This is a genomic window from Rhizobium sp. AN80A, assembly GCF_030053015.1.
Classification (GTDB): Bacteria; Pseudomonadota; Alphaproteobacteria; order Rhizobiales; family Rhizobiaceae; genus Rhizobium; species Rhizobium metallidurans.
The window spans coordinates 1-25,696 of sequence record NZ_JASJPX010000002.1 but is presented as its reverse complement, the minus strand read 5'-3'; the positions used below and the strand labels follow the sequence as shown (position 1 = coordinate 25,696).

Genomic DNA, 25,696 nt, shown 5'->3' with positions numbered 1-25,696 from the left:
TAGAAACTTAGAGTGCGGATCAAACATTTAGGTCCGGCATTCGGAAGGGGCATAGCTCTTTGAGCCCGCATGCTGTGAAGTTTAGGACTGATTCTCGATAGCATTGCGGCTTTGAAGAGCGTCTTGGTGAGCTGACGTCTGGATTGATTAGTTGCCCTTCGGCATGTTTTTGTCCTGACGGCAGCGGTCAGAACAGAATTTGACATCGTTCCAGTTTTTCGCCCACTTTCGTCTCCACGCGAAGGGCAATCCGCAGGTTGCGCAGGTTTTGGTTGGCAATTCCGATTTCTTGATCATCTTCGGCATCACCGCTTGTCCTATTTCTGTGGCGACCGCAGCCTTCGTCATGAGTGCATTTCGACGCAAAAGTTGCTTTTAGGCTAGGCCTGACTTCGCTTTTCTTTTCGGACTTAAGGGCAGACCAGCACGTCTCGGCAGGGCCGTGGCCGCTGTTTGGGGGGGCGACCAACTGTCCTTGGCTGACGGACAGATTTCACCGTAAGATGTCAAGGCTTCGATATGGAGGGTGCCGGTGTTTCTGGATCTTTGCGAATATAGGGCACGCCGCGACACGCCACCTCGAGCCCGGCATCAACCGCTGACCCGGAAACTTGAGACCATGTTCATCTGGGTGGTAGGCTTCAACATCGTCATGCTGTTCCTTGGACCGGTTTTGCGGTTCATCGATCCTGGAGGCCGCGATCTCTGCATGGCGAACCCTGTCGGTAAACCGAAATTCGCGGTCTGTAATCCGATTTCTAGGCTGTTCACGGCCTGTTCAGTACGCCTGATGGGAAGACGCCCGGCACTCCGCTTGCCAACCTACTCAAGCGTCAAAAGCGTTGATACCGTAAAGATGTCCTTATCGCCGCGGCCGCAGAGATTGACGATCATCAAGGCATCGCGGTCCATGGTCGGTGCTATCTTCATGACTTCAGCAATGGCATGCGCTGGCTCCAGCGCAGGAATGATGCCTTCCACCGTCGACAGGAGTTGAAACGCCTCAAGTGCTTCGACATCAGTCGCTGATGCGTAGGTCACGCGGCCCTCGTCCCTGAGCCACGAATGCTCAGGCCCGACACCTGGATAATCAAGGCCGCCGGAGATCGAATGACCCTCCATGATCTGTCCGTCGCCATCCTGCAGAAGATAGGTGCGATTGCCGTGGAGAACTCCGGGCGAGCCTTTCGTCAGGGATGCACAATGTTCCCTCGTATCGAGCCCTTTGCCCGCCGGTTCTACGCCGCGCAGGGAAACGCCGCTATCTCCCAGAAAAGGGTAGAACAAGCCGATTGCGTTCGAGCCGCCACCGACGGCTGCGACCAGCAGATCGGGCAGCCGCCCTTCGTACTCCAGGATCTGCTTTCGGGTTTCCCTACCAATCACGGATTGCAAGGTCCTGACCATCTCGGGGTAGGGGTGAGGGCCGGCTGCAGTTCCGATCAGATAGTAGGTGTCCTCGATGTTTGACACCCAATCCCGTAAGGCTTCGTTCATGGCATCCTTCAACGTGCCATTGCCTGAGGTGACGGCGCGAACCTCAGCGCCTAAGAGCTTCATGCGGAAGACGTTTGGCGCCTGACGGGCGATATCTGTCGCACCCATGTATATGATGCACTCAAGGCCGAAACGTGCTGCCATCGTTGCCGTGGCCACGCCGTGCTGACCAGCGCCCGTCTCGGCAATAATGCGCTTTTTGCCCATGCGCAGTGCAATGAGAATCTGGCCGAGGCAGTTATTTATTTTATGAGAGCCAGTGTGGTTCAGTTCATCGCGTTTCAGGTAAATGCGCGCGCCTTGTAGCCGCTCGGTCAATCTTTCGGCAAAGTAGAGCGGGCTCGGTCTGCCAACATAATGTCGCGACAGGTCCTCCAGCTCGTCCCAGAAGTCTTGACTCGTTTTGGCTGCCTGCCACTCCTCAGTGACGGAAAGAAGCAAAGGCATCAGTGTCTCCGAAACGAACCGACCCCCAAAATTGCCAAAGAACCCATTTTCATCCGGGAGCGCATTCGGTGCAACTTTTAGCATTTGTTCCTCTTATTTTTCCTATGGAGCTATTGCGGTTGTATGCGGTCTACCGTCGTTCGGTCCGTACTTGATCACGAAGAATGCATGAGTTGGGCACGGGGCTGGATCCTGGCCTCAAGGGGTCTCGATTGCCACCAAGGATGACGCCGCTGCGTCGTAAAGGTCTGGGTGTGCCCATTCCTGTCGTGCGCCAGCCGAGCGCAGGAACAGAACGGCCAAGCTTTCATCATCATGCGAGGTCGTGATTTCTGCAGGCTCATCGGTGCGAGCAATGATCAGGTTGTTGTGATATCGATCAGTGGAAAGTGATATTAGTCGCAAACCTGTCGCTTCGATAACACAGCCGGTCTCTTCAAGCACTTCCCTTCCTCCGGCTTCCTGCCATGTTTCTCCGCGCATCTGGTATCCGCCTGGAAGTCCCAACAGACCTACGCCCGGAGCGCGCGCGCGGCGTATACATAGAAGTTCCCCATCGCCGTTAAACGCGATAACGAATACCGTGGTCAAAGTATTGTCGTAAATTTTTCGGGCATCTATATAGCCGTTCGAACAACCGACCATGGGGCGTTAATACCTCATCTAGTTTTCTCATTCCAGAACACTTCATCGACGCTGGTCTCGCGCACGAAAATCCAGTCAGGATGTGGTTGTACATGCCATCCATTGACTGGCTTTTTTCACTCAGTCTGTATCAAGGCTGATTGTCCCTCGTAGATAGTTTCGGGGTCACCAACAGCTGCCCAAACCCGATCGCACCGCCAATTGCCGCATCGCTACGAAGCCGAGCCAAAGTCGCCCCAATTCTCGGATGCTAGATCCGAACCATGCTTCCTGATGTCACTTAGCGTTACCATGCGATTGGTTTGCCGTCATAAGCGAAGAATCCGCCGCTGTTGACGGGCTGAAGACTGTCGAGCACCTGGAGTATTGCAGAAGCCGCGCTTTCTGGCTCTGATCTCTCATGGCCGGCGGAGAACGGATCCGACAAGGATGTCATGACACTGCCCGGATGAACTGCAACGACGACCGATTCCTGATTTATCCTGGTGACCTCGATTGCGGCAGTGTGAACGATCTGGTTGAGCGCCGCTTTCGACGATCGATAGGAAATCCATCCACCGAGCCGATTGTCGCCAATCGAACCAACACGCGCCGACAGGAACGCGAAGATCACTCGCTTTTTCCTGGCAAGCAGCGGTACGAAGTATTTCAGTATCAGTGCGGGTCCGACGGCATTGACGGCGAACTGGTCGAGCATGGCTTGTTGCGACACTTGCCGGATAGACTTCTCGGGGCCTATGCCATTGATTGTCAGTGCACCGGTGGCACAGATGATCATGTCGAAAGCCGTTGACTTCAATCCATCCGCCGCAAGGCGGATCGTCTCCTCGTTCGTGATGTTTATTCCGTCAATGCTTCGCGAAAGTTGAACAAGTTTTGAACAGTTTCGGTCCGATGCGAGGCAGCCCGAAATCGCCGACCCGATGCCGCCGGTTGCCCCGATAACAAGAGCCGAGTATCCCGCATCGAGAGATTTCATCAATGTGTCGGCCATGCGATGCTCCTGTTCATGGTAAGAATCGGGACAGTAGCTCAGCCGCGGACGAGCAGCATAAAGCGCGACTGGTCCGCTACCGAACTTTCGAATTGCCCGGTAAACGTAGTCGTTATGGTTCTAGCACCCTGTTTTCGAACGCCGCGCATCGCCATGCACATGTGCTCGGCTTCGACCATGACAGCCACGCCTCTGGGCAGCAGACTTTCGTCCAGCGCCTTGGCAATCTGAGATGTCATCGTTTCTTGCGTCTGCAGCCGGCGTGCGAGAGATCGACAAGGCGAGCCATTTTTGACAGTCCAAGCACGCCGCCATCCGGGAAATAGGCAATGTGGGCAACGCCGTGAAAGGGCACCATGTGATGCTCGCAATGAGAATGGAATTCGATATCCTTGACAATCACCATGTCACTGTATCCCGCAACGTCGGAAAAGGTTTTCGCCAGGATGTCTGCAGGGGCTGTGTCGTAGCCGGAAAAGAGCTCACCGTAGGCCTTGGCCACGCGCCTCGGCGTATCGATAAGACCCTCTCTCGAGGGATCGTCGCCGGCCCAGCGGATCAAGGTCCGCACCGCGCCTCGGCTTCCTCCCGTGTCGGCATTTCTGAGGTGGCTCGAAAATCGGTCTCGCCAACGATTGCGTCCATTGTAACTTCTCATCTGTTTTTTTGCACCGATGGTACGATCAGCGTCTGTGGCCGGATCAAATCCAGCGGACGCGGACACCAAATTTTTGATCTGTTTCGTGAGAGTGTCGTAGACACTTCGTCCTACGGAGCGGAGATCAATGGCGAAAACCATCGCGATTGTTGGCAACGGCACATTTTCGAACGGTGACGCGAGCGCCATAGATAGCTGTGATCTCGTCATCAGGTTTAATGACTGCCGGTCGGTCGGCGAGGGCGGCGTTCGAACCGATATTGTTGCCGTGTGCAACACCGGTCGCCCAGCGGCAGTGATGATCGGGTCAACGACCTGGCGCAACAATCCTGCCGTCAAAAGAGCCGCAACGATATGGTGCGTTCGCGATATTTCGAAATTCGTCGAGCTAAAGCCGCTGCTTGCGATCCAACACCCTTCGCTCGACGACTTCTGTGACGACTACACGGAACAGTTCGCCAGCTGTGAAACAAACAAACGCTTCGCGGTGATACCGCGCCGATATCACGAACTCGTCGATTTGGAGCTTCAGGCTTTCACGCCTGTCAGCTATGTGGTTGCGAGCTCGGGATTGCTCGCTATCGCCTATGTCATTGGTGAGATCTCCGCTCCTGACGATCAGGTTTTACTCGCTGGCTTCTCACATCAAGGATGGGATGGTCATCCGTTCGATACCGAGCGCAGCTTGGTTGAAAATCTAATAGCGCAGGGACAAATGCGCAGGCTATAGCGCAGATTGTCGGTGCAGCGTGGATCACAAGCGCAAAATGGAAGGGCGGGCATTTAAAGTGGAGGTTATGTGTGGCAGCCAAATTGAGAGTTGGGATTGTCGGGGCAGGCATGGCAGGCCTCACGGTTGCGAAGTCGCTTGCGAAAGTTGCCGACGTAACAATTTTTGAAAAAAGCAAAGGCGTCGGCGGTCGGATGGCAACGCGTCGGATCGGGGATGTCGCATTCGACCACGGAGCACAATATTTCACGGTGAGGGATGAGGAGTTCGGCAACCTCGTGAATGAGGCTTGTAGCATCGGTCTCGTTAAGCCGTGGATGGGCGATGTTGTTTCGTTGGCGGAAGGCAACCCTGTCCGGCGCGTCTTTCCCAGTTCGACGCGATACGTCGCGGTTCCTTCCATGACCGCCCTGCCGAAATGGATATCCGCCGGCCTCGACATCCGGCTGGGTCTGAGAGTAGACGAAATTATTGGGGAGCCCGCTCGTTGGCACATCCGCGCCGGGGATGTTTTGGAGGGGCCGTTCGATTGGATCATCGTGACCGCGCCAGCTGCCCAAACCGCGGCTCTGCTCCCATCGATGTTCGCACATCATCAGATTATAAATAATGTCAGAATGCACGCATGCTTCACATTGATGATCACACGGGATGCCAACACCATCGTTCCTTTCTCGGGCGCTCACGTCTCTGATCCCATCATCGGATGGATTGCTTTTAACCAAACGAAGCCAGGCCGTACAGGCCCAGCATCGGTCGTGGTCAACGCCAATTCCGCCTGGGCCGATTCCAATATCGACTTGCCCGTCGATATCGTCCACGCGGAAATGATGATAGGCTTACAGCGCTTTATGCGGATCGAATTGGCGGAAGCCAAAACTACTGTCCTCCACAAGTGGCGGTACGCTGACGTCGAAACTCCCGCTCGTGAGCCGTTTCTGTGGGATAAGCAAACACAGCTTGCGGCTTGCGGCGACTGGTGTATCGCTGGACGCGTTGAGGCCGCGTACATGAGCGGATTGAGCCTCGCAAAGGCGCTAAAGGGCGTAAGCGCCGTCGGCAATTGATGCACACGTGCCGATCCACTACCGCCTTGACCTGGCTGCTTACGCTGCCGGTCCGGCACCGTATTGACGTGTCGAACTCACGCCTCAAATATTGAGAGGGTTCCGATCGATTCTTGAACAGCCCTCGTGGTTTTGCTGAAGTATCTACCGTTGCAATCAAAACGACCTGTCACTGCCCGCCAAGATACTCAACACGTTGGCGCCACTTAACGAACGCGATCGAGCCGTAAAACAGTCAGTCACGATCGATGCTCGCGTATCGAAGCACGATGAAAGCGGTCAGGCTTGCCAGTTTCGTTCCAGAGGTGCAGCGGCATGCCAATGTATGTCCGCGCGTGAACACAAAAACTGCGAACACAAAGGCCGCCATAATCCGCTTCCACCATCTCTCGCTGGCGCGAAACCGGCTCACATGGCTTTTGGAGATGCCGCTCATCCCCATGGCTTTGACCAGATCATCGACCGACCGTGTCGATATTCCTTAAATGTACGCCTCTTGGATAACAGCCGTCAGAGCTTTCTCCGCCATGCCGCGCGGTTCGAGGAAGCTCGGAAAGTACCTTCGCGCAGCTTCGGAATGCGAAGCCTGACCGCACCAGCTCGCGTCTCCCAATCGCGGTCACGATAGCCATTGCGCTGCGCAAGCCGCATAGGGTTCTTTTCTCCGAAACCTGCACCCGTAGCTGAGCCGGCCTCCAGTTCCATCAGCCATTCAGCGGCAAAGCCGATCATCTCGCGCAACAAATCCGCATCCGCGCTCTTCTCAACGAGCGAACGCACGTTCATCATGTCAGTGGTCATCAGTGATCTTTCCGTCAGGTTGTGTCTTGAACAACTCGACCCTAACGGAAAACACTGATGGCCGCCCGCACAGCCCCTCACTCGCTACAGCGCAATTGGGGGCGCGCTCGCGAGAGGCTGCGCTACCACCGAGTCACACCGCTCGGTGGGGCACGATCTAACAGAGCGCTGGAGTGTAGCTGTAGCAACTCATCTCGCTATTGCCCAGCCTGTCGATCAAAGCTCGGCATCCTGGAGAGTGTCGGCGGCCATTTTATAGACTGCGAGCTTCCCGATGAAACTGACGTGTCGCAGAGCTGGCAGAGCCTCAAGGCAAGGATCGATGCTGGAGAGATAGAAAACGTCCTGCCTATAAAAAAGAATCCTCGACAGGATAAAACCTATCCCAAGCCCCTCAATGGATACATCGAGGCCGCCGGCGGGCTGAAGTTGTGCGAACTCGGTCGCGGGGGAGCGCGGATGTTGATACCGACCGGCGACAACACGACAACTGTACGGCTGCTAAAAATACCTGCTGGTCAGCCAGTTCCGGAGCATTCGCACCGCGGCATGGAATTGACACTTGTCCTTGAAGGCAGCGTCAGCGACGCGGTTTCGACATTTTCGCGCGGTGATGTCGAGATGCGGACGACACGCTGATGCATCAGCCTAGGGTCGACGCCGGCAAGAACTGCATATGCCTCGCTGCTGCGCTTCAAAAGTAGATTGTTGCGGATGATACAGCCATTGATTGGCATCTGACGGATATCGTCCACGTTCGAGCGTTCTTACGAATTCGTGATACATTGAAGCACCAAATTCTTCGGTATCGTGGAGAGAATTTTGAACCGGCGCCATGGTCGTTCGTACAATCAGTACCGAGCCAGAAGGCCGGCATTGAGAGGAGACGACTATGAGAAAGCTTATGATAGTTTCGGCCGTTGCCATTGCCGCCACCGCCACAGGTAGCTTCAGTGCATATGCCGCAAACCCGAGTGTCGGTGGTGCGGCCATGTATGAAAACAAGAACATCGTAGAAAATGCCGCCAATTCAAAAGATCATACTACGCTCGTGGCTGCGGTGAAAGCTGCTGGTCTCGTCTCCACGCTTGAGGGCAAAGGGCCGTTTACGGTGTTTGCGCCGACAAATGAAGCGTTCGAAGCACTTCCAAAAGGCACCGTTGACACGCTTTTGAAGCCTGAAAACAAGGATAAGCTGACGAAAATCCTCACCTGCCATGTCGTTGCGGCCGACGCAATGGCCAGTACCGTTGCCAAGATGATCAAAGACGATGGTGGCGAGCATGATATCAAAACCGTCGGCGGCTGCGTTCTGAAAGCCAGGGAAAGCATGGGTAAGATCATGTTGACCGACGAGGCAGGCGGAACGGCAACGGTGACGATCGCAGACGTGAAGCAATCGAATGGCGTCATTCACGTCATCGACAAGGTTCTTTTGCCGAAAATGTGATGAGAGATGCCGGGCCGCCTTAGCGGCTCGGCATTTGTTTTATAGACTATTCGGGTTGCGTTAATCCCGAGCTTTCAGGTCGCTCATTTGACTGCCATCCGAGTTCTTTGCACAACTCTTCACCGGCAGCAATTCCGCTTCGACCATCTTGAAACGGCCCTCTCAATATGATCGTTTTCCCGCGGAAAACGACGATCACAGACCTTGTGACCGGATCGTGGAAAACTGTCATGTCATCCTCATACTTCAACCACCATCTCCATTAAAAAAGGGGTCGGCGGACGTGCCGCCAACCCCTGCGCACGTTTATACGGCCCGCGACAGCTCCTGGGGCGGGGAGCCTGTCCCGCCTTCAAATGATTTCGAGTAGGACGCAGTTGATGCGCCGCATTTTGTCGGCAGATCAAAAAAACAAATATGGCGTAACTGATCGATAATTCAGCTGCCCGGAGGCCCACGGGCCAGCAATCTTTGCAACGTGCGCCGATGCATCTGGAGCAGTCGCGCTGTCGCTGATATATTACGGCCAGTCTGGTCGAAGACCGTATTGATATGTTCCCATCGCACCAGGTCTGCGGACTTGATGAATTGATCTGCGGACCTGTATCCTTCGATCTTTATGCCTAGTACTTCCAAGATCTCATCGGCATCGGCGGGCTTGCTCAAAAACTCTGTGGCCCCGCGTTTGACCGCCGACACCACTGCCCGAACATCCCCGTATCCAGTGAGGACGAGCAATTTTGTTATTGGAGAAATCTCACTCGTTAGTTCCACGAGTTCTAGGCCGCTACCCGTTCCGATACGCAGATCAGTGATAACTATATCGAATTGACGAAGCCTGATGGCGACCTCAGCTTCCTCGATGGTCGTGGATATTTCCACAGCCAGTCCGCGCTCTCGAAAAGCCATGCCAAGCCTTCTCGCGAAGGTGATGTCATCATCGACAATAAGCAACACAAGGTTTGGCTCACTTGTGGCCAGCGGCCGCGAGACACCTGTGAAATAGGTTCGATCCATCGTCTTGCCACCTCTAGGCCTGAGCAAAAGACACGTTCCTAAGCCTCAACGACTTATCTTTCTTCACGGTTGAATTACGTCGATCCCTGACGTGCGGATCATTTTTCCACAATCTGAGTTCCTATCGCGACGAAGATTTTGTCGAGCTACTCTCTTATCGCGTGGCGCTCCTACCACACCTTCGGAAGGTAATCCGGACACAGTAGACAGACCGTATCCACGTTTTCTGCTATTGCGGCCGCGTTTATCCGGTACCAGCGATCTCCGTGGTACACCTCCTGCTGACAAGATGAGATCACTCTTCCCAAACTCGCTAGTCGCAATGGTGTTGATTATGGGATGCCCCCTTCAGAGGACATGGAGTAGGATGGTCCGTCATTGAAGGAAGAGGAGCCGACCCAGACGATTTCAATTTTGGGTGCTGACATCGGCAAGAATAGCGGCAGCGTTGTCGGTGTCGACGACCACGGTGCAATCATCGTCCGTCGAACGATACGGCGGCAGACGCTAATTGAGTTTTAACAGCAAGACGCCAACTTGTGTCATTGCTATGGAAGTATGTCGCGGCGCTCACTACCTTGGTCGGCTCTTCGTGGCTCAAGGGCACGAGGTTCGGCTGATGTCTCAGAGTACGTTCGACTATATGTGAAAGCGCAGAAGAACGACGATCGGGATGCGGAGGGTATTGCCGAAGCTGCGTCGCGTCCGGCAATGCGGTTCGTCGATCTCAAAAGCAAAGAGCAACTCGATATCCAGTCCTTGCACAGAGTTCGGTCGTGTTCAAAGAACGACGCTGATCAATCAGAACCGCGCCATCCTTTTGGAGCGGGCCGGATCTTCTCTGCTGGCCGTTGCAAATTCGAGAGTGCGCTGGACGCTCTTCCACGCTAACAGGAGAGCAGTCTGTCAGCGCGAATTCACCAGTTGATCGTCGAACTGCGAAGCGAGTGGAATATGCTCGATGCCAAAACCGCAGCGCTCAATTCTGAGTTCGTGGCGCTCGCACGAGATGATCTTGCAAGGCGTCGGCTAGAGCGTCGGGCAGTTTCTTTGAATCTGACGATTCCCCTGGCTTCGATTTTATGATTCAACATGGCAGGAGGACTTGCCATGTCTCGCGCCTATTCTTCGGACCTTCGCCAACGGATTGTTGATGCGATCACGCAAGGCCAAACGCGTCGGGCAGCCGCTGCTGCTTTCAAAGTCTCGCCCGCCACGGCTGTTCGGCTTAAGCAGCGGGCGGATCGAACGGGCTCGGTCGAGCCCTCCCGGCGCGGTCGGCCCAGCGGCAGCGGCAAATTGGGCCCGGTCCGGGATGCCATTATCGCCAAGGTAGAGGCGCAACCGGATATAACCATGCCCGACCTGGCGGCTTGGCTGGTAGAGCATCATGGTGTGAAAGCTGATCCTTCGAACCTGTCGAAGCTTCTTTGCCGGGCGGGCTTCAGCTTTAAAAAAAACACTGCTGGCATCGGAACGCGCACGCGCCGATGTGCGCCGGGAGCGCGATGAGTGGCGCAAACGTCGCCAACCCGCTATGCAACAGAGCCCCGGACGTCTCGTCTTCGTAGATGAGACTTCGGTCAAGACCAACATGACACCACTGCGTGGCCGTAGCATCAAGGGCAAGCGCCTTCAGGCGGATGCGCCTTTCGGCAAATGGCACACCCAAACCTTTGTCGCCGGTCTGCGCTGCGATGGCATCACGGCACCCTTTGTCGTCGATGGGGCCATGGATGGAGCCAAGTTCGACACCTATGTGCGAACTCAACTCGCACCGACGCTTGAACCAGGCGACGTGGTGATCTGGGATAACCTCAACGTCCACAAGAGCCCCCGAGCAGCGGCGGCCATCGCTGAGCGGAAGGCATGGATACTCTTCCTGCCGCGATATTCGCCAGACAACAATCCGATTGAAATGGCCTTTTCGAAGCTCAAGGCACTCTTGCGAAAAATGAAAGCAAGGACTTATGACGATCTCTGGAAAGCCGTCGGAAAGGTTTGCGACCTATTCACGCCGCAAGAGTGCTGGAACTATTTCCGCCAGGCCGGATGCGTTGCACATTAATCGCCCGAGGCTCTAACAGCCATTCCGGGTATTGGAGTGTTGAATGCCACGGCTTTGGTTGCTGCAATAGGAAACGCCAGCAGCTTCGATCGCGCCCGCGATCTCGGCGCATGGCTAGGATCACCGTCTTGACGAAAAGCGTTCCGGGATCCTTGGCTGCTCCAAGGAGCACACCGCGATGACGGTCGATATGGGCATCAAGGTATTCGTAGAGATCGAGCAGATCTGGCAGGATCAGCCGAAATGGTTTCCGCCCGAAGAACGAGCCGGAGTTTTTGAATGCGACCGAGGGGGCAAAGACCTCCCGCCCATGGTCGCGATCACTCCAGCGCTGCTCGCCGCACCTCATATCTTCAACCCGGCGTTCTGACGTCGGGTAGTTTCCACGGCGGCAGACACGAATTTGGCAAAGGTTCTTATGTCGAAGCCCGAGATGGAGGCCAGGTTGGAGGAACATGAAGGACCTGACGGCTTCGGCCGCTGGCCGTGGGTAACGGCTTTCATCCGACACGGATCACGGTCGAGAGCGATAGAGCAGGTTCGGCCCTTCGCATTCACGAGCTTTTCCAACAGAATCCTTTTCACACGGCCAACCAGGTTGTTCAGATAACAGGTCTGTCCGCACCTACGGTCAACGCTGCACTTGCAGATCTGGAGCGATTGGGCTCCGTTGATGAGGTGACTGGCCGCAAGCGTGGCCGTGTGTTAAGCTATCGATATAATTCCAAGCTAGGGCACCGATCCCCTGCCTCTCAGTTCATGAAAATAGGTGGGCCAACGGTTCCGCCTTCACCAACACTTCAAGAACCCGCTTCCGGGCGCCACTGGCATTTCACAAGCAGTTGCCGCGATCACTATGAGGCCGACTGCCGGACCTTTGACAATCTTTGTCAAACGGGTTCACAGTGGACGCAGATGGAGTGTACCGATGGCAATAATGAACGTATCCCTACCGGATCCGATCAGGGACTGCGTTGAGGCACAAACTCGCACAGGACGATATTCAAACGCTAGCGATTACGTGCGTGATTTGATCCGCCGTGACCAGGTCCGGAATGACAAGGTCGCAGCGATGCAGAGTTTCGTAGACGCCGGGCTCGAGAGCGGCGTTGGAGTGCGATCGAAGCATGACTTGTTTGCTGAGGCTGAAGCTCGTGCCAATAAATCATGAGATATACGTTATCTGTCGAGGCGGAAGCGGACGTCGTCGCGATCGCCGAGCAAGGTTTGAGCATATTCGGAACACCGCAGGCACGTCGCTACAACAATGAACCTTTCGATTTACTTGATTTGATCGCCGATAATCCACGGATTGCTCGCGAGAGCTTCGAGATTAAGTCGCCGGTCAGAATTCATCCTTCAAAGCGCACCTGATCGTGTTTCGGATAATCGAAGATGACAACGTGTTCGTCATAAGAATTCGTCACGGGCATGAAGATTGGGCGAGCGATCCAGCGTGGTGCGGTGGACGAAGTTTAACATTTGGTACGCAAGTAGTTCTGATCCTATCAAAAGCCTAAAATAGAACGCGCGTGGCTGAGCCGGGCTTCCAATCGGTGAGCGGGTTTGGACTTTTCGACGCTTTATCTAGCTGGGGTACTTGCCTTTCGACACGAGGGAAGATCGATTTCTCTGGAGGTAGTTGCCGCGTCTCTTCTGCTGGGCTAGAAGCCCATCCTTCACGATCGTCTTGCCACCCAAGAGCAGTTGCACTGGCCAGCCACGCACCTCCTGCCCTTCATAAGGTGTATAGTCGGCGCCGTGTTGCAGGATATCATTTGTCACAGTGACTCTTTTGTCCGGATCCCATAAGGCAATGTCAGCATCGGCACCGATCGCAATCGTGCCTTTGCGCGGATAAATACCATAAAGCTTGGCATGGTTGGTCGAGGTCACCGCAACGAACTGGTTGATGTCGATCCGGCCCTTCATGACACCTTCAGAGAAAAGAATCGGCAAGCGTGTGGCAACCCCGGGAATGCCGTTCGGAATCCAACGGAAATGCCGCTTGCCTTTCTCATTCAATTTTCCTTCGGGGTCATCGAAGCGGAAGGGGCAATGATCGGACGAAAAAAGATCGAACACGCCCTGTTCCAACCCCTCCCAGCAGGCATCCTGGCTCGCTTTGTCACGCGGCGGTGGAGAGCAGACATATTTGGCGCCCTCCATCTCGTTCTGATCCAGATCGGCGGCGGTCAACATCAGATATTGCGGGCAGGTTTCGCCAACAATTTTCTGGCCGCGCTGGCGGGCGCGGCGTATTTCCTCCATCGCCTCGCGGTTCGAAACGTGGACGATCACGACCGGCACATCCACGATTTCGGCAAGCGAAAGTGCCCGGTGGGTGGCTTCTCGCTCGGCGGCAACGGGCCGCGTCGTGGCGTGGAACTTCGGCGCGAACTTGCCCTCTTCCTCATGCCGGCCGATCAGGTAGCGGATCGCATCCTCGTTCTCGCAGTGAACCATGACGAGAGCGCCGGTGCGGCGTGCCGCATCCAGCGTCGCAAGAATTTCGTCGTCGCGCAACCGCAGGCCTTCATAGGTCATGAAGACTTTCAACGAGGTATAGCCGTCCTGCACCAACGCTGGTAGTTCCTGGCCGAGGACTTCTGGAGTCGGATCGGTGATGACCAGATGAAAGGCAACGTCTACGTGGCATTTCCCTTCTGCCTTGGCATGATAGACCTTCAATGCCTCCCGAAGCGACTGTCCCTTCTCCTGCATGCAGAAGGCCAAAACTGTGCTGTTGCCGCCAATGGCGGCGGAGCGGGTGCCGCTGTCGAAGTCATCGGCCATGACGATGCCATCGCCGGAGGGCTGGTCAAGATGGACATGGCTGTCGATACCGCCGGGCATCACGAAGAGTCCCGTGGCGTCTATCATCTCGTCGGCATCGGTCAGGTCAGCGGCAAGTGCAACGATACGACCATCCTTGATGCCGACATCGCTGACGAACGTGTCGCTTGCCGTCACCACGGTTCCGTGCCTGATCACCGTATCGAAACGCATCATTCCCTGTCCTTCTTGTCGTTCACAGCTCAGCTTGCTTTCGCAAATCCCGCATCTCCAGCCAGAATACGGTCAAGTGCTGCCGTGAAGCGATCGACCTCTTCCAGCGTATTGTAATGAACCATGGACACCCTCAGCATGCCGCCATGGTCGGTCAGCCCAAGATATTCGGCAAGCCGTTTCGAATGGAAATCCCCGAAACGCATGGCAATGTTTTCGCCGTCCATTGCTTTGCACAACTCGCCGGCCTCACGGCCATCGAAGCGGAAGGCAATTGTAGGCACGCGCTTCTCGTCCTGGTTGGCCTGGCCAACAATCCGGCAATCGTTTCGAGATCGTAGGTAGCCCAGGAGCCTTTCCGTCAGAAGATTTTCCTGTGCGGTGATTGCCGCAAAGGCTGCCTCTATTTTCTGGCGCACCGGTCCGGTTTCGCCTGCCTGTTCGCCGAGTGCGGCTAGATAATCAACGATGCCGCATGTGGAATATGCCAGTTCATAGTTGGGATTGCCCGGCTCCAGCTTGCCTGGCACTTTGTCCTTGCCGTAGAAATAATGGTATAGCGTGTCGAGTTCGAGCAGCAGGTCATGTTTGCCATACATCAGCGCGTAATGTGGGCCATAAGTCTTGTAGAGGCTGAAGACGTAATAATCGGCGTCTAGGGCCTGTACGTCAACGGCACGGTGCGGGGCAAATGCCACGGCATCGACGCAAATTTTTGCGCCACGCGCATGCACGAAATCGGCGATCTCGCGGATCGGATTGATCGATCCAAGGATGTTGGAAACGTGTGTGACGCAGACGAGCTTGGTGCGATCGCTCATCAGCAGCGCCAGGTCCGCGAGATCGAGCATCAACGTGTCTTTGTTGAGCGGCCAGATCTTCAGCGTGATGCCCGCCTCTTTCAGCCGGTCCCAGGGGCCGATATTCGATTCGTGATCGCTGACCGTGACGACGATCTCGTCGCCTGGCGAAAGCTGGCTCTGCATCGCGCGGGCAAGGTTCTGCAGCAACGCTGTGGTGGAATTGCCGAAGACGATCTCTTCCGGATACGAAGCGTTGACCAGGTGCATTGCTGCAGTCCGCGCTTCGTAGAGCGCTTCGGCGGCCGCCTGCGATACGGCGTAGGACCCGCCGATCTGCACGTTCTTTTCGATCAGAAATTTATTGATGCGATCCAGTGCGCCTTTAAGGATCTGAGATCCGCCAGCATTGTCAAAATAGGTCCAGCCGCGGTTTAGGCCTGGGAACTGGCTGCGCACATAGTCGAGGTCGAGCGGTGATGAGGTGGTCATTCCAAGTGTCTCCCGAATGGTCTCAGTGATTGAGGACGGCGCGAAGGAAGCTACGCGTCCTTGCCTCTTTTGGATTGTCGAAGATGTCTGAAGGTGTGCCTGCCTCGACGAGGCGCCCGCCATCCATGAAGATGACGCGGTCTGCCACCTGACGGGCAAAACCCATCTCGTGTGTGACAATCACCATGGTCACTCCGGTGCCGGCCAGTTTGCGCATGACATCCAGCACTTCGCCGACCATTTCCGGATCGAGAGCCGATGTTGGCTCGTCAAACAGCAGAACTCGTGGCTCCATGGCCAGCGCCCGGGCGATGGCCACACGCTGCTGCTGACCGCCTGAGAGTTGACCTGGAAATTTCCCTGCCTGCTCAGAAATCCCGACGCGGGCCAAAAGCTCGCGCGCCTTGCGTTCGGCTTCCGCCTCTGGTGTCTTTCGAACCCTCATGGGAGCGATCATGACGTTTCTCAGAACGGTCATGTGCGGAAACAGATTGAACGACTGGAACACCATGCCGACTTCGGCACGCACCTGGGCTAGGGCCGGGCCGGGCGCAACGCGAATACCATCTACGGTGATGCTGCTATCTGGCTGAAAGGCTTCCAGATGATTGATGCAGCGAATGAGCGTGGATTTGCCGGAACCAGAAGGGCCGATAACGCAGACGACTTCGCCTTCTGCCACATCGAGGTCAATGCCATGCAGAACGGTAAATAGCCCATACGCTTTAGTCAGCCCGCGGATCGAAATCAGTGGGGGTGTGGTCTTTTCCATCAGCGTTTCCCCCGATTGAAATGTCTTTCAAGCCGCGCCACCAGGGCGACCATTGGCCAGAGCAGGGCGATGTAGATTAGGGCCGCACCGATCAGCGGCGTCGGGTTGGCGTTGAGCGCCTGCGCTTGGGTTGCCTGTTTTAACAAGTCCGGCATGGCGACGACCGATGCAAGGGCGGTGTCCTTCATGACATTGATGCAGTTGTTGGTAAGCGGTGGAATGACGATCCGGATGGCCTGCGGAAGAATGATATCCACCATCGTGTTGCGGTTGGAGAGGCCAAGGGCTGCGGATGCTTCAAATTGACCGTGGGGAACAGCCTCGATGCCAGCGCGAAAGATTTCCGCGGTATAGGCGGCAGAGACCAAGGATAGCGCGGTCACAGCAGAGAAGAATGGCGACAGCCGGATCCCGACGAATGGGAGGGCGTAATAGATAATGATCAACAGCACCAGCAAAGGGATCGACCGGAAGATGTCGATGTAGATACGGATCAGCGGCGTGAAAGTGGCCGGCGCATAAAGACGTGCCACCGCCAGAAATAGACCGCCGACCAGACCGCAAAGGATGCTGGCAATACCGATCTGAATGGTGACAACAAGTCCCCAAAGCAATTGCGGCAAGCTGTTGAGAAATACGGGAACGTTGAAGAAGGTATTTATGAGGTTCATGCCGGACAGGCTCCCTTGGCAATCTGGCGGGACACGAGTAGTCCCGCCAGACGCGGTGTAAGCCTACTTGGCCTTGGGCATATCAAGTACGGCAACGGTCGAGGTCGTGTCCTCGGCCTTCGCGCCGAACCAAGTTTCATGCAACTTGGCGATGAAGCCCTCGCCCTTCAGCTTGGTGATAACCGCGTTGACCTCTGCGGCCAACGGATCGCCCTTGTTGAACATGATCGAGTATTTTTCGCCTGTCGGAATACGCTCGACGACCTTTAGCTCCGGCTTGTCCTTGGCGTAGTAGAGCAGTGCCGGAATGTCGGAGATATAGCCATCGACACGGCCGGCAACGAGATCGAGCATGGCGGGCTGCAATCCTTCGAACTTGCGGATTTCGCCAAGCTTGTAATCACCCTTATGGGCTTCCGCCCACATATCGCCCGTCGATCCGGTGTCTACGCCAACGACCTTGCCACTCAGGTCCTTCAGGCCGGTGATGCCGGAAGCTGCTGTCACGGTCAGAGACTGATCGCTATCGTAGTATGGCTGGGCGAAGCTAACCGACGCCAAGCGCTTTTCAGTGATGGTAATCGATGAAATCGCCATATTAATACGGCCGGACTGAACAGCGGGAAAGAGCCCGTTGAACGGCGTGTTGACGAACTCCACCGATTTGCCAAGGCGCTTTGCGATTTCGTTGACGAGATCGACTTCGAAACCAACGGTTTTCCCGCTGGCATCTTGAAACTCCCATGGCACGTTACCAATGTTGGCACCGACCGTCAGATCAGCAGCATGGACGCTGAAGACGCCGAGCGCCGATATCAGTCCGGCTAGAAATGTACTTTTCATGCGTGAAACGTGAAGCATTTGAGAACCCCTTGTTTTATGATTCAAGCCAATCTACGTTGGTCTAACTGGTCAGACCAGTATGACCAGACAAGCACGCGCTTTAATCCTTTGCAAGATCCCATTTGAAAAATGTATCGAAAGAGGCAGTGCAGGTTTCAGGGAGCAAGGATCGGATGCTGAATAAAACGCTTTTACCACAATCGGTTGCCCGCGAAATCCAGGCCATGATCCAGTCTGGAGAATTGAAAGCAGGCGAAAAAGTCCCTTCTCAACGTGAGTTCTCCCAGAGATTCGGTATTAGCCGAGCATCGTTACGCGAGGCACTATTAACGCTCGAGACATTGGGCTTGCTTAAAACGGAAGCTGGGAGAGGGACCTTCGTGGCCGCCGGTGATGGGACTGTCGGCCAAACGGGCAACATGGCGCCGTGGCGTTATTCCGAAAGTTATTCTGTTTTTGATGTTTTCCAGACCCGTATCCTGCTAGAGGGTGAGATCGCACGCCTTTCCGCTGGGCGACTGTCCCAGGCACAGCTCGATATGATGGAAAAGGCAACCAAGACCATGGAGGAGTGCTGGGCTAATCAGGACCTGCTCGCCAATGTTGATGCCGATCTGGAGTTTCACGGCATCATCGTGTCCGCCTGCGCCAACACCATGCTGAAGGCACTTTACCAGACGGTGCGCGATCAGGTTACGGAAACCCAGCGTCAGCCTATCCCCATCACGGATCCGGAACGAATGCGACAATCAATTGCGGAACACCGCCGCATTATCGCAGCTCTAAAGGCCAATGACGGAGATTTGGCGCGCAATGAGATGGAAACGCATATTCGAAATACCGCGCGTTGCGCCGGATTGCAGCCGTAGAAAAGTGATCGAGGGAGACGCATCTACGACACTGTGCTGACTGAAAGGCTCTGTCCGTTCCTAATTTAATGAATTCTACCGAGGTAATTATCTAAGTAAACGGGTGTTCGATTCCGTTGTCTAATCGCTTGCATCGGGTCAAGCAGATTTTAAACGAGGTACGTCATTGCCGTGTTGCTAGCGCGAGATCTTTCCTAGATTTTCTTTCGACATCTTTCATCCCTGCAAATTCGTCCGGTGCTGGGAGCACGGTTGTCTCCGCGGTCGACATGCAGTCGCCGCATGATGGGTTTTCGCAGGGCAGGTCTTCCTATGTTCAAGACGCAGTCTCAATGAGCTGCGCCGGAATCGACGGAATGACCCAACCCACGTCCACAGCAGGGACGCCCAGCATCCCAGTCGGATTGAGGTGCTGAGGCAGGTAGGCCGGCGCTTCGGTTAAGCCGCTGCGCCGCCCAATGGATTGAACGCTTCCCCGGCCTTGAGCATGCTATGCATTATGACGGCAAGTTTTCGCGCAACAGCAACCGCGGCACGTTTGAAGTCCAGCCGCTCACGCAGCATCAGCCCCCAGGTCTTTAGACTGTATTCGGTCCTAGCAGTGGTTCTTGTTAAGAGAACGGTTGCTGCCTCGTAGAGTAATCCTCGCAGCCGACTGTCACCGCGTCGCGAGATATGGCGATCACAATCTATTTCGCCAGACTGATAGCGCCGCGTCGTCAGCCCTAGCCAAGCGCCGACTGAGCGCGAGGTGGGGAGGTTTTTGGGATCTTCGATCGCGGCAATGTACGAGACGGCCGTGACGGCACCAACGCCTGGAATCGTCATCAGGAGCTTCTTAGCCCGGCTCTGTCTGGAAGCTACGAGCAATTGGTGATCAAGATTGGATGCGCGCTTACGTATGTCGCGCCATGCTTCGAGCAGGGGCAATATCAAAGCTGCCAGGCCGCTATTTCCATCTAGCAGCGCTCTCACATTAGCATCAAATGCCCCGCCTTTCCCTTTGGGTACGATGAGACCAAACGTTTTTAAGAGGCCACGTACTTGGTTGCTGAGCTGCTTGGAAATGCTTACGAGCTGGCTACGCGCTGCCACCAGTGTGCGCGTCACCATGTTGTCGAAAGTCTTTACTCGCACGACTTTGTAAAATCCGGCTTCTGCCAACTGCGCTAGGCCATCCGCATCATTGGCATCAGTCTTGTTGAGGGTTTCAGCCGGGCCCGGTTCCAAATCGTGAGCCCGTATTTCCATCTTACCGGGGGCAATCACCCATGTCAGATATTGCTGAGGCGTTGCCTTTGGGGGAAACCGACCCGCGATTACCCCATGTTCAAGAGCCACAGAAGTCTCAGCTAGCGATATAGATTCTCAGCATCGGAGCTGGGCTAATTTCACCTTCCGGAAATTCGCTGGGGCCTTTCGACCCCAGGATTTTTCCTTCCATCACTGACGCGAGGTCAGATCGTCGGGCAGTTCGGCATTGTGGTACTTGCGGTAGATGTCACGCAGTACCTTGTTGTCGAAGTTGGTCTTAACCCACTGGTCGAGCCAACCTTTCAAGGCTGTCTCGCCCTTGGGGATACCGATGCCCAGATTGGTTTCCTTCTGGGTAAATTTTACCTGCAGCGGATTGGCGGTCATCTTCTTGTTGATGCCGTTGATGACCGCCGACTGGCTGGACAGTATATCGACCTGGCCAGAGACGACGGAAGTGATCAGCGTCGCATCGTCCTCGAAGCGGACGATATCGGCGCCCTTGGCCTTGGCGGTGATGTCCTGGTCGTTGGTGGTTGCACGGGTCACGCCGATGCGCTTGCCGTCGAGATCGGCATAGTCCTTGATCGCTGCATCAGCCGGACCGGCAACGACGAGAGCGAGCGTCGCGTAGGGAACCGAATAGTCGATCGCCTTCTTACGCTCTTCGGTGATGCCGAGCGACGAGACGACCATGTCGGCCTTGCCTGTCTGGACCGAGGGAACGCGGGCGGCGTTGGTTATTTCCACCAGCTCCAGCTCGACGCCGAGATCCTTGGCGATCAGCTTGGCGGTTTCGACATCCGAGCCCGTCGGCTTCAGGTTTTCGTCGACAAAGGAATATTCCGGAATGCCCATCGCCACGGCGATGCGGACCTTCCCGGCCTTCTTGATGTTGTCAAGCACGTCGGCATTGGCGACCGATGCAAAGGCCAGCAGGCCAGCTCCGGCAATAAGTGCCAGTTTCGAAATCATTCTCGTCGGCATTTGAGTCTCCTCTCTCGTTTTGTCCGACCCTGCGGTTTCACGCAGGTCCTCCTCCTCAGCTCACAGCTCTTCAGCCATGAACTCCCTCAGCTCCGGCGTCTGCGGATTGGAAAGGATGTCTGCCCCTCCGGTCTCCCAGACCTTGCCGGTATGCATGTAGATGACGCGATTGGCGGCGCGCTTGGCGAAGCCCATCTCGTGGGTGACGACGATCATGGTCATGCCGCCGCGGGCTAGGATCTTCCATGACGCGCAGCACTTCACCGGTGAGTTTCGGATCGAGCGCCGATGTCACTTCGTCGAAGAGCATCACCTTCGGCTGCATCGCGAGTGAGCGGGCGATCGCCACGCGCTGCTGTTGGCCGCCAGAAAGCTGTTCGGGGTAGTTGTCGATCTTCTCCATTAGGCCGACCTTGGCGAGAACCTGCCTGGAGATCTCGTAGGCTTCGTCCTTGCGAATGTTCTTCACGCGGCGCAGCGCCAGCATGATGTTTTGCGCCACGGTCATGTGCGGGAAGAGGTTGTAGCTCTGGAACACCATGCCGATATCGCGACGAAGCGCGCGCAGATCGAGCTTCGGGTCCTCGACGTGGTGGCCGCAGACTTCGATCGTGCCATCCTGGATCGTCTCCAGGCGGTTGATGCAGCGCAGCGCCGTGCTCTTGCCGGAACCGGACTGGCCGATCAGTGCCACGACCTCCCCGGTATTAATTTCGAAGGACACGCCCTTCAGCACCTCAAGGATGCCGAAACGCTTGACGACATTGGTGAGTTTAACGGCGGCCGGCATTGAGTTTCCTCTCGAGCGAACGGCTCCAGACCGACAATGGATAGCAGACGCAGAAATAGAAGAGCGCTGCAACGCCGAAGACCAGGAACGGCTGGAACAGGGAGTTGTTGATGACCTGCGCGGCGCGCGTCAGCTCCAGGAAGCCGACCACGGATGCGAGCGAGGTATTTTTGACGAGCTGAACGAGAAAGCCGACCGTTGGCGGCGTCGCGATCTTCAGCGCCTGCGGAAGAATGACGTCGAACAGCGCCTGCCAGCGGGTGAGACCCAGGCATTCGGCCGCCTCGAACTGCGTCTTGGCGATCGATTCCACCGCGCCGCGCCAGATTTCGCCGAGATAGGAGCTCGAATAAACCATCATGCCGAGGCCGGCAGCGACGAGCGGCGGAACCGCCACGCCGAAGACGCCGAGGCCAAAATAAAGCAGGAACATCTGGATTAGCAGCGGCGTACCTTGGACGATCTGGATGTAGACGAGCGCCGCGCGCCGCAACCAGCGGAAGCGCGAGATGCGCGCCAGCATGACGAAGAAGCCGGCAATGCCACCCAGCACGAAGGCCAGCGCCGAAAGCACGACGGTCCAGAGCAGGCCGTCCAGCAGGTAGAAGAGATGGTTGGTCGAGAATGCGCCGAGCATCGTCACCTCACACGCCAAGCCCGAGCCGGCGGCGGCGCGGGAATGCGATGAGGCCAAGCCCGAAGAAGGCGGCGCGCATCAGATAGGTGATCGCGATATAGAGGAGCGCGACGACGAAATAGGTTTCGAGCGATCGGAATGTGTTCGACTGAATGTTGTTGGCAACGCCCGTTAGTTCTTCGGCCGAGATCTGCGAGCAGATCGACGTCGACAGCATCATCAAGATGAACTGGCTGGAGAGTGACGGATAGACGCGCTCGATCGCCGGCAGGAGGATGATGTCGCGGTAGATCTGGAGCTTCGAGAGGCCAAGCGCCTCGGCCGCCTCGATCTGGCTTGGATGGACCGAGTCCATCCCGGCGCGGACGATCTCGGCGGTGTAGGCGCCGACGTTGATGACCATCGCGAAGACCGACGCCGCGATGATCGGCAGGCGGAAACCGATGGACGAGAGGCCGAAAAAAATGAATAAGATCTGCACGATAAACGGCGTGTTGCGCACTGTTTCGATATAGACGCCGACGATGCCGCGCAGGATGGTCGAGTTCGAGCGGCGGGCAATCGCGCATGCCACGCCGATACCCATTCCGATGATCACCGAAAAGAGTGTGATCTCAATCGTCGTCAGTGCGCCGGTCAGGAAATCCTGCCAATAGGGCACAAGTGCCCCGAAATCGAACTGATACTGCATAACTCCTCCGTGCGCGGCGGATCACGCCGGCGCTAATGCCTTATCGTGCGAGCCAGCCGCCATCGACGGGGATGACGGTACCATGGACGTAGTCGGATGCTGCCGATGCCAGGAACACGGCGGTACCGCCAAGCTCCGATGGCGAACCCCAGCGTCCGGCCGGAATGCGCGCCAGGATCGCGACATTGCGGTCCGGATCTTCGCGCAGCGCCGTCGTGTTGTTCGTCGAGAAATATCCGGGCGCGATCGCGTTGACGTTGACGCCCTTTCCGGCCCATTCGCAGGCAAGCAGCCGGGTGATCCCGGCGAGGCCGCTCTTCGATGCCGTATAGGATGGTATGCGGATGCCGCCTTGGAACGACAGGAGCGAGGCGACGTTGATGATCTTGCCGCTACCCTTTTCCAGCATGTGCCGACCCGCCGCCTGCGACAGGAAGAATGCCGTTTTCAGATTGGTATCGATGACCGCGTCCCAATCCTCCTCGGTAAAGTCGATCGCATCGGCGCGGCGGATGATGCCGGCATTGTTGATTAGAATGTCGAGGCCACCGTAAACCGAGATGGTTTCTGCAACGATATCTTTGACCGGGGCGATTGTGCCAAGATCCGCCTTGATCGCGTGAAAGCGGACACCTGTCTTGGTGACCAGCGCTTCAGTTTCCTCCATCGACGAGCGGCCGACGGCAGCGATCGAAGCGCCCGCTTTGGCGAGCGCGATGGCGATGCCCTGACCGATACCGGCATTGGCGCCGGTAACGATGGCGGTGCGGCCCGAGAGATCGAAGGGATTGCTCATCGCCCTACCTCAGATCCGCGATGGCGATATGGTCCATGTCGGTAAAGCTCTTGTTGTCGCCGGCCATCGCCCAGATGAAGCTGTAATTCTTGGTGCCAGCACCTGAGTGGATCGACCAGGGCGGCGAGATGATCGCCTGCTCGCTGGCAACCAGCATATGGCGGGTTTGCTGCGGCTCGCCCATGAAATGAAAGACGCGTTGGTCGGCTTCCAGATCGAAATAGAGATAGGCTTCCATGCGCCGGTCATGCGTATGGGCCGGCATGGTATTCCAGACGCTGCCGTCATCGATCATGGTGAAGCCCATGGTCAGTTGGCAGGACTGGCAGACTTCCGGGTGGATGAACTGATAGATCGAACGCTTGTTAGCGGTCGTCGCTTCGCCGGGCGTCAGATGGCGCGCCTTGTCGCGGGTCAGAAGCACGGTCGGATGAACCTCATGCGCCGGCGTCGAGACCAGATAGAACTTGGCGGGCTTGGCGGCATCAAGGCTTTCGAAGCGGACATCCCTGGCGCCCTTGCCGACATAAAGGCAGTCGTATTTCTGAAGCTCATGCGTATTGCCGTCCACGATAACGCGGCCTGTGCCGCCGATATTCAGCGCGCCGAGCTCGCGTTCAGCGAGGAAGGTTTCCTGACCAATCTCCTTCGGCGCGCCGAGCGTCAGGCCTTCATCTAGCGGCGTTGCGCCGCCGATGATCATGCGGTCATAGTGAGAGTAGGTGAGACGAATTTCGCCGCCTTCAAAGACTGTCTCGAGCAAGAAATGGCGGCGCAGCGTTTCCGTGTCGTAGCCGCGAACGGCCTCCGGATGGGAAGCGTGACGGACATCGATCTTCATTGATTTTTTCCCTTCTCTTCAGTGGGTGCCAAGGGAGATTTTGCATCCTCGACGAAATAGTTCGGATCCCAGATTTCGGCCTTCTCGACTTCGCCGAGCAGTTTGCCAAGATGAAAGCCCATGGCGGCGGCGGCACCTGCCTTGTCGCCCGTCTTCATGCAGCCGATCACCGCCGAATGCTCCTCGATGACGCGGACAAGACGACCTTCCTGCGGCAGGGTCAGCAGGCGGTAGCGATCGGAGTGGACCTTCACTTGCTGGATGATCGCCCATATACCGGGGAAGCCGGAGATATCGCTGATTAGCTTGTGAAAATCGTTGTCAATGACATGGAACGCGGCGACATCGTCGTCGCGCACGCAAGCGATGAGGTCAGTCAGATTGCGCTCCAGCGCGCGGATACCTGACGGTGTGATCTTCTCGACGGCCATTGACACGGTCGTATCCTCGAGCGCCTTGCGGACCAGGATCGCCTCGTAGAGCGCGCGACGTGGAATGCGCGAAACGAAGGTGCCGGATTGCGGAAAGACATCGACGAGGCCATCGTCGGAAAGACGCAGGACCGCCTCGCGGATCGGCGTGCGACTGACGCCGAACTGCGCTTCCAGTTCTTTCTCATTGAGGAGGTCCATCGGCTTCCGGCGCAATGAGATGATGTCGTCGCGCAGCGCGTTGTAGACGAGCGTCGCCGCGCGCGGGGCAGCCGCGCGCTGATGCGACAGATGTGTGACGCCGGCGAGCGAGCGCTTCTTGCGAGCTTCGCTCATCGCGTCGCACGCCGCATGCCGACAAACATAGGCCCGAGATTTCTCTCCATCAGTCGCCACCTCCCGCTGGCTTGGAAATAAGTAGTATATTAGTATCCAACTT

At 56.4% G+C, this 25,696-nt stretch carries 24 protein-coding genes and 7 pseudogenes; 10 read left to right on the top strand and 21 right to left on the bottom strand.

The window, feature by feature from the left end:
* Positions 1–147: 147 nt before the first annotated feature.
* From P3R82_RS06470 to folE, 5 genes and pseudogenes are all read right to left on the bottom strand, one after another.
* Complete coding sequence (locus P3R82_RS06470; RefSeq protein ID WP_283193904.1) at positions 148–306, bottom strand: DUF2256 domain-containing protein; 159 nt, start codon at positions 304–306, stop codon at positions 148–150.
* 516 nt (positions 307–822) lie between these two features.
* Positions 823–2,028 (bottom strand): tryptophan synthase subunit beta, encoded by a 1,206-nt coding sequence (trpB, locus tag P3R82_RS06465; RefSeq protein WP_283193534.1) that lies wholly within the window; start codon positions 2,026–2,028, stop codon positions 823–825.
* Between the two features lie 114 nt (positions 2,029–2,142).
* Positions 2,143–2,589: an NUDIX hydrolase gene (locus P3R82_RS06460; RefSeq protein WP_112436344.1), complete on the bottom strand. Its 447-nt coding sequence runs from the start codon at positions 2,587–2,589 to the stop codon at positions 2,143–2,145.
* 286 nt (positions 2,590–2,875) lie between these two features.
* Positions 2,876–3,583 carry an SDR family NAD(P)-dependent oxidoreductase gene (locus P3R82_RS06455; protein ID WP_283193533.1) on the bottom strand — a complete coding sequence of 236 codons (708 nt, stop codon included), beginning with the start codon at positions 3,581–3,583 and terminating at the stop codon, positions 2,876–2,878.
* A gap of 38 nt (positions 3,584–3,621) precedes the next feature.
* A pseudogene (gene folE, locus P3R82_RS06450) lies at positions 3,622–4,228 on the bottom strand (GTP cyclohydrolase I FolE).
* Between the two features lie 140 nt (positions 4,229–4,368).
* Between folE and P3R82_RS06445 the strand changes: the two are divergent.
* On the top strand, positions 4,369–4,971 hold the full coding sequence (locus P3R82_RS06445) for a Urease operon accessory protein (protein ID WP_112436345.1): 603 nt from the start codon (positions 4,369–4,371) through the stop codon (positions 4,969–4,971).
* Positions 4,972–5,042: 71 nt separating this feature from the next.
* Positions 5,043–6,038 carry an FAD-dependent oxidoreductase gene (locus P3R82_RS06440; protein WP_162718132.1) on the top strand — a complete coding sequence of 332 codons (996 nt, stop codon included), beginning with the start codon at positions 5,043–5,045 and terminating at the stop codon, positions 6,036–6,038.
* Between the two features lie 403 nt (positions 6,039–6,441).
* On the opposite strand, the pseudogene P3R82_RS06435 reads toward P3R82_RS06440, so the two are convergent.
* Positions 6,442–6,839: pseudogene (locus tag P3R82_RS06435) on the bottom strand (transposase); the annotation flags it as partial.
* Positions 6,840–7,124: 285 nt separating this feature from the next.
* Between P3R82_RS06435 and P3R82_RS06430 the strand changes: the two are divergent.
* Together P3R82_RS06430 and P3R82_RS06425 are read left to right on the top strand one after the other, a co-directional pair.
* On the top strand, positions 7,125–7,478 hold the full coding sequence (locus P3R82_RS06430) for a cupin domain-containing protein (RefSeq protein ID WP_283193532.1): 354 nt from the start codon (positions 7,125–7,127) through the stop codon (positions 7,476–7,478).
* 265 nt (positions 7,479–7,743) lie between these two features.
* Positions 7,744–8,289 (top strand): fasciclin domain-containing protein, encoded by a 546-nt coding sequence (locus P3R82_RS06425; RefSeq protein ID WP_112436347.1) that lies wholly within the window; start codon positions 7,744–7,746, stop codon positions 8,287–8,289.
* Between the two features lie 438 nt (positions 8,290–8,727).
* On the opposite strand, the gene P3R82_RS06420 is transcribed toward P3R82_RS06425, so the two are convergent.
* Complete coding sequence (locus P3R82_RS06420) at positions 8,728–9,306, bottom strand: response regulator (protein WP_111564760.1); 579 nt, start codon at positions 9,304–9,306, stop codon at positions 8,728–8,730.
* Between the two features lie 1,110 nt (positions 9,307–10,416).
* Between P3R82_RS06420 and P3R82_RS06415 the strand changes: the two genes are divergently transcribed.
* Positions 10,417–11,374, top strand: a protein-coding gene (locus P3R82_RS06415) for an IS630 family transposase (protein ID WP_112950595.1) whose coding sequence is annotated in 2 segments (ribosomal slippage) — positions 10,417–10,758 and positions 10,760–11,374 — 957 coding nt in all. Because the reading frame shifts where the segments join, the coding sequence is not laid out codon by codon here.
* A 12-nt stretch (positions 11,375–11,386) separates the two neighbouring features.
* Positions 11,387–11,494, top strand: a pseudogene (locus P3R82_RS06410) (transposase); the annotation flags it as partial.
* 1 nt (position 11,495) lies between these two features.
* Here P3R82_RS06410 and P3R82_RS06405 read toward each other — a convergent pair.
* Positions 11,496–11,879: pseudogene (locus P3R82_RS06405) on the bottom strand (hypothetical protein); the annotation flags it as partial.
* A gap of 5 nt (positions 11,880–11,884) precedes the next feature.
* Between P3R82_RS06405 and P3R82_RS30220 the strand changes: the two are divergent.
* The 3 genes and pseudogenes from P3R82_RS30220 to P3R82_RS06390 form a co-directional block, all read left to right on the top strand.
* A pseudogene (locus P3R82_RS30220) lies at positions 11,885–12,107 on the top strand (winged helix-turn-helix transcriptional regulator); the annotation flags it as partial.
* 195 nt (positions 12,108–12,302) lie between these two features.
* Positions 12,303–12,545 (top strand): type II toxin-antitoxin system ParD family antitoxin, encoded by a 243-nt coding sequence (locus tag P3R82_RS06395; protein ID WP_111564759.1) that lies wholly within the window; start codon positions 12,303–12,305, stop codon positions 12,543–12,545.
* Positions 12,542–12,825, top strand: a pseudogene (locus P3R82_RS06390) (type II toxin-antitoxin system RelE/ParE family toxin); the annotation flags it as partial. The gene P3R82_RS06395 and the pseudogene P3R82_RS06390, both read left to right, overlap by 4 nt.
* A 136-nt stretch (positions 12,826–12,961) precedes the next feature.
* On the opposite strand, the gene hydA reads toward P3R82_RS06390, so the two are convergent.
* The 5 genes from hydA to P3R82_RS06365 all read right to left on the bottom strand — a co-directional run bounded on the left by hydA (position 12,962) and on the right by P3R82_RS06365 (position 17,979).
* Entirely contained in the window at positions 12,962–14,383 is a 1,422-nt protein-coding gene (hydA, locus tag P3R82_RS06385; RefSeq protein WP_112436371.1) for a dihydropyrimidinase, read from the bottom strand.
* 29 nt (positions 14,384–14,412) lie between these two features.
* The gene (locus tag P3R82_RS06380; protein ID WP_111564758.1) at positions 14,413–15,675 is read right to left on the bottom strand and encodes a cysteine desulfurase-like protein; all 1,263 of its coding nucleotides are present in this window, start codon (positions 15,673–15,675) and stop codon (positions 14,413–14,415) included.
* A gap of 22 nt (positions 15,676–15,697) precedes the next feature.
* Complete coding sequence (locus P3R82_RS06375) at positions 15,698–16,447, bottom strand: amino acid ABC transporter ATP-binding protein (protein ID WP_283193530.1); 750 nt, start codon at positions 16,445–16,447, stop codon at positions 15,698–15,700.
* Positions 16,447–17,118, bottom strand: a complete 672-nt coding sequence (locus P3R82_RS06370) for an amino acid ABC transporter permease (protein WP_112436348.1) — start codon at positions 17,116–17,118, stop codon at positions 16,447–16,449. The genes P3R82_RS06375 and P3R82_RS06370 overlap by 1 nt, the downstream gene beginning before the upstream one ends.
* Before the next feature lie 63 nt (positions 17,119–17,181).
* Positions 17,182–17,979: an ABC transporter substrate-binding protein gene (locus P3R82_RS06365; protein WP_112982282.1), complete on the bottom strand. Its 798-nt coding sequence runs from the start codon at positions 17,977–17,979 to the stop codon at positions 17,182–17,184.
* Positions 17,980–18,134: 155 nt separating this feature from the next.
* Between P3R82_RS06365 and P3R82_RS06360 the strand changes: the two genes are divergently transcribed.
* Entirely contained in the window at positions 18,135–18,830 is a 696-nt protein-coding gene (locus P3R82_RS06360) for an FCD domain-containing protein (RefSeq protein ID WP_111564754.1), read from the top strand.
* Positions 18,831–19,268: 438 nt separating this feature from the next.
* Here P3R82_RS06360 and P3R82_RS06355 read toward each other — a convergent pair whose 3' ends face one another.
* The 8 genes and pseudogenes from P3R82_RS06355 to P3R82_RS06320 all read right to left on the bottom strand — a co-directional run bounded on the left by P3R82_RS06355 (position 19,269) and on the right by P3R82_RS06320 (position 25,593).
* Positions 19,269–20,171: an IS110 family transposase gene (locus P3R82_RS06355; protein WP_283193529.1), complete on the bottom strand. Its 903-nt coding sequence runs from the start codon at positions 20,169–20,171 to the stop codon at positions 19,269–19,271.
* A gap of 102 nt (positions 20,172–20,273) precedes the next feature.
* Positions 20,274–21,071 carry a transporter substrate-binding domain-containing protein gene (locus P3R82_RS06350; protein WP_111564753.1) on the bottom strand — a complete coding sequence of 266 codons (798 nt, stop codon included), beginning with the start codon at positions 21,069–21,071 and terminating at the stop codon, positions 20,274–20,276.
* Positions 21,072–21,131: 60 nt separating this feature from the next.
* Positions 21,132–21,861, bottom strand: a pseudogene (locus P3R82_RS06345) (amino acid ABC transporter ATP-binding protein).
* Positions 21,845–22,498, bottom strand: a complete 654-nt coding sequence (locus P3R82_RS06340) for an amino acid ABC transporter permease (protein ID WP_111564751.1) — start codon at positions 22,496–22,498, stop codon at positions 21,845–21,847. Before P3R82_RS06340 ends, P3R82_RS06345 begins: the two are co-directional and overlap by 17 nt.
* 7 nt (positions 22,499–22,505) lie before the next feature.
* Positions 22,506–23,189: an amino acid ABC transporter permease gene (locus P3R82_RS06335; protein ID WP_283193528.1), complete on the bottom strand. Its 684-nt coding sequence runs from the start codon at positions 23,187–23,189 to the stop codon at positions 22,506–22,508.
* A 40-nt stretch (positions 23,190–23,229) separates the two neighbouring features.
* On the bottom strand, positions 23,230–23,985 hold the full coding sequence (kduD, locus tag P3R82_RS06330) for a 2-dehydro-3-deoxy-D-gluconate 5-dehydrogenase KduD (protein WP_283193527.1): 756 nt from the start codon (positions 23,983–23,985) through the stop codon (positions 23,230–23,232).
* 4 nt (positions 23,986–23,989) lie between these two features.
* Entirely contained in the window at positions 23,990–24,826 is an 837-nt protein-coding gene (gene kduI / locus P3R82_RS06325; protein WP_111564748.1) for a 5-dehydro-4-deoxy-D-glucuronate isomerase, read from the bottom strand.
* Positions 24,823–25,593, bottom strand: a complete 771-nt coding sequence (locus P3R82_RS06320) for a GntR family transcriptional regulator (RefSeq protein ID WP_111564747.1) — start codon at positions 25,591–25,593, stop codon at positions 24,823–24,825. Before P3R82_RS06320 ends, kduI begins: the two co-directional genes overlap by 4 nt.
* Between the last annotated feature and the right edge of the window lie 103 nt (positions 25,594–25,696).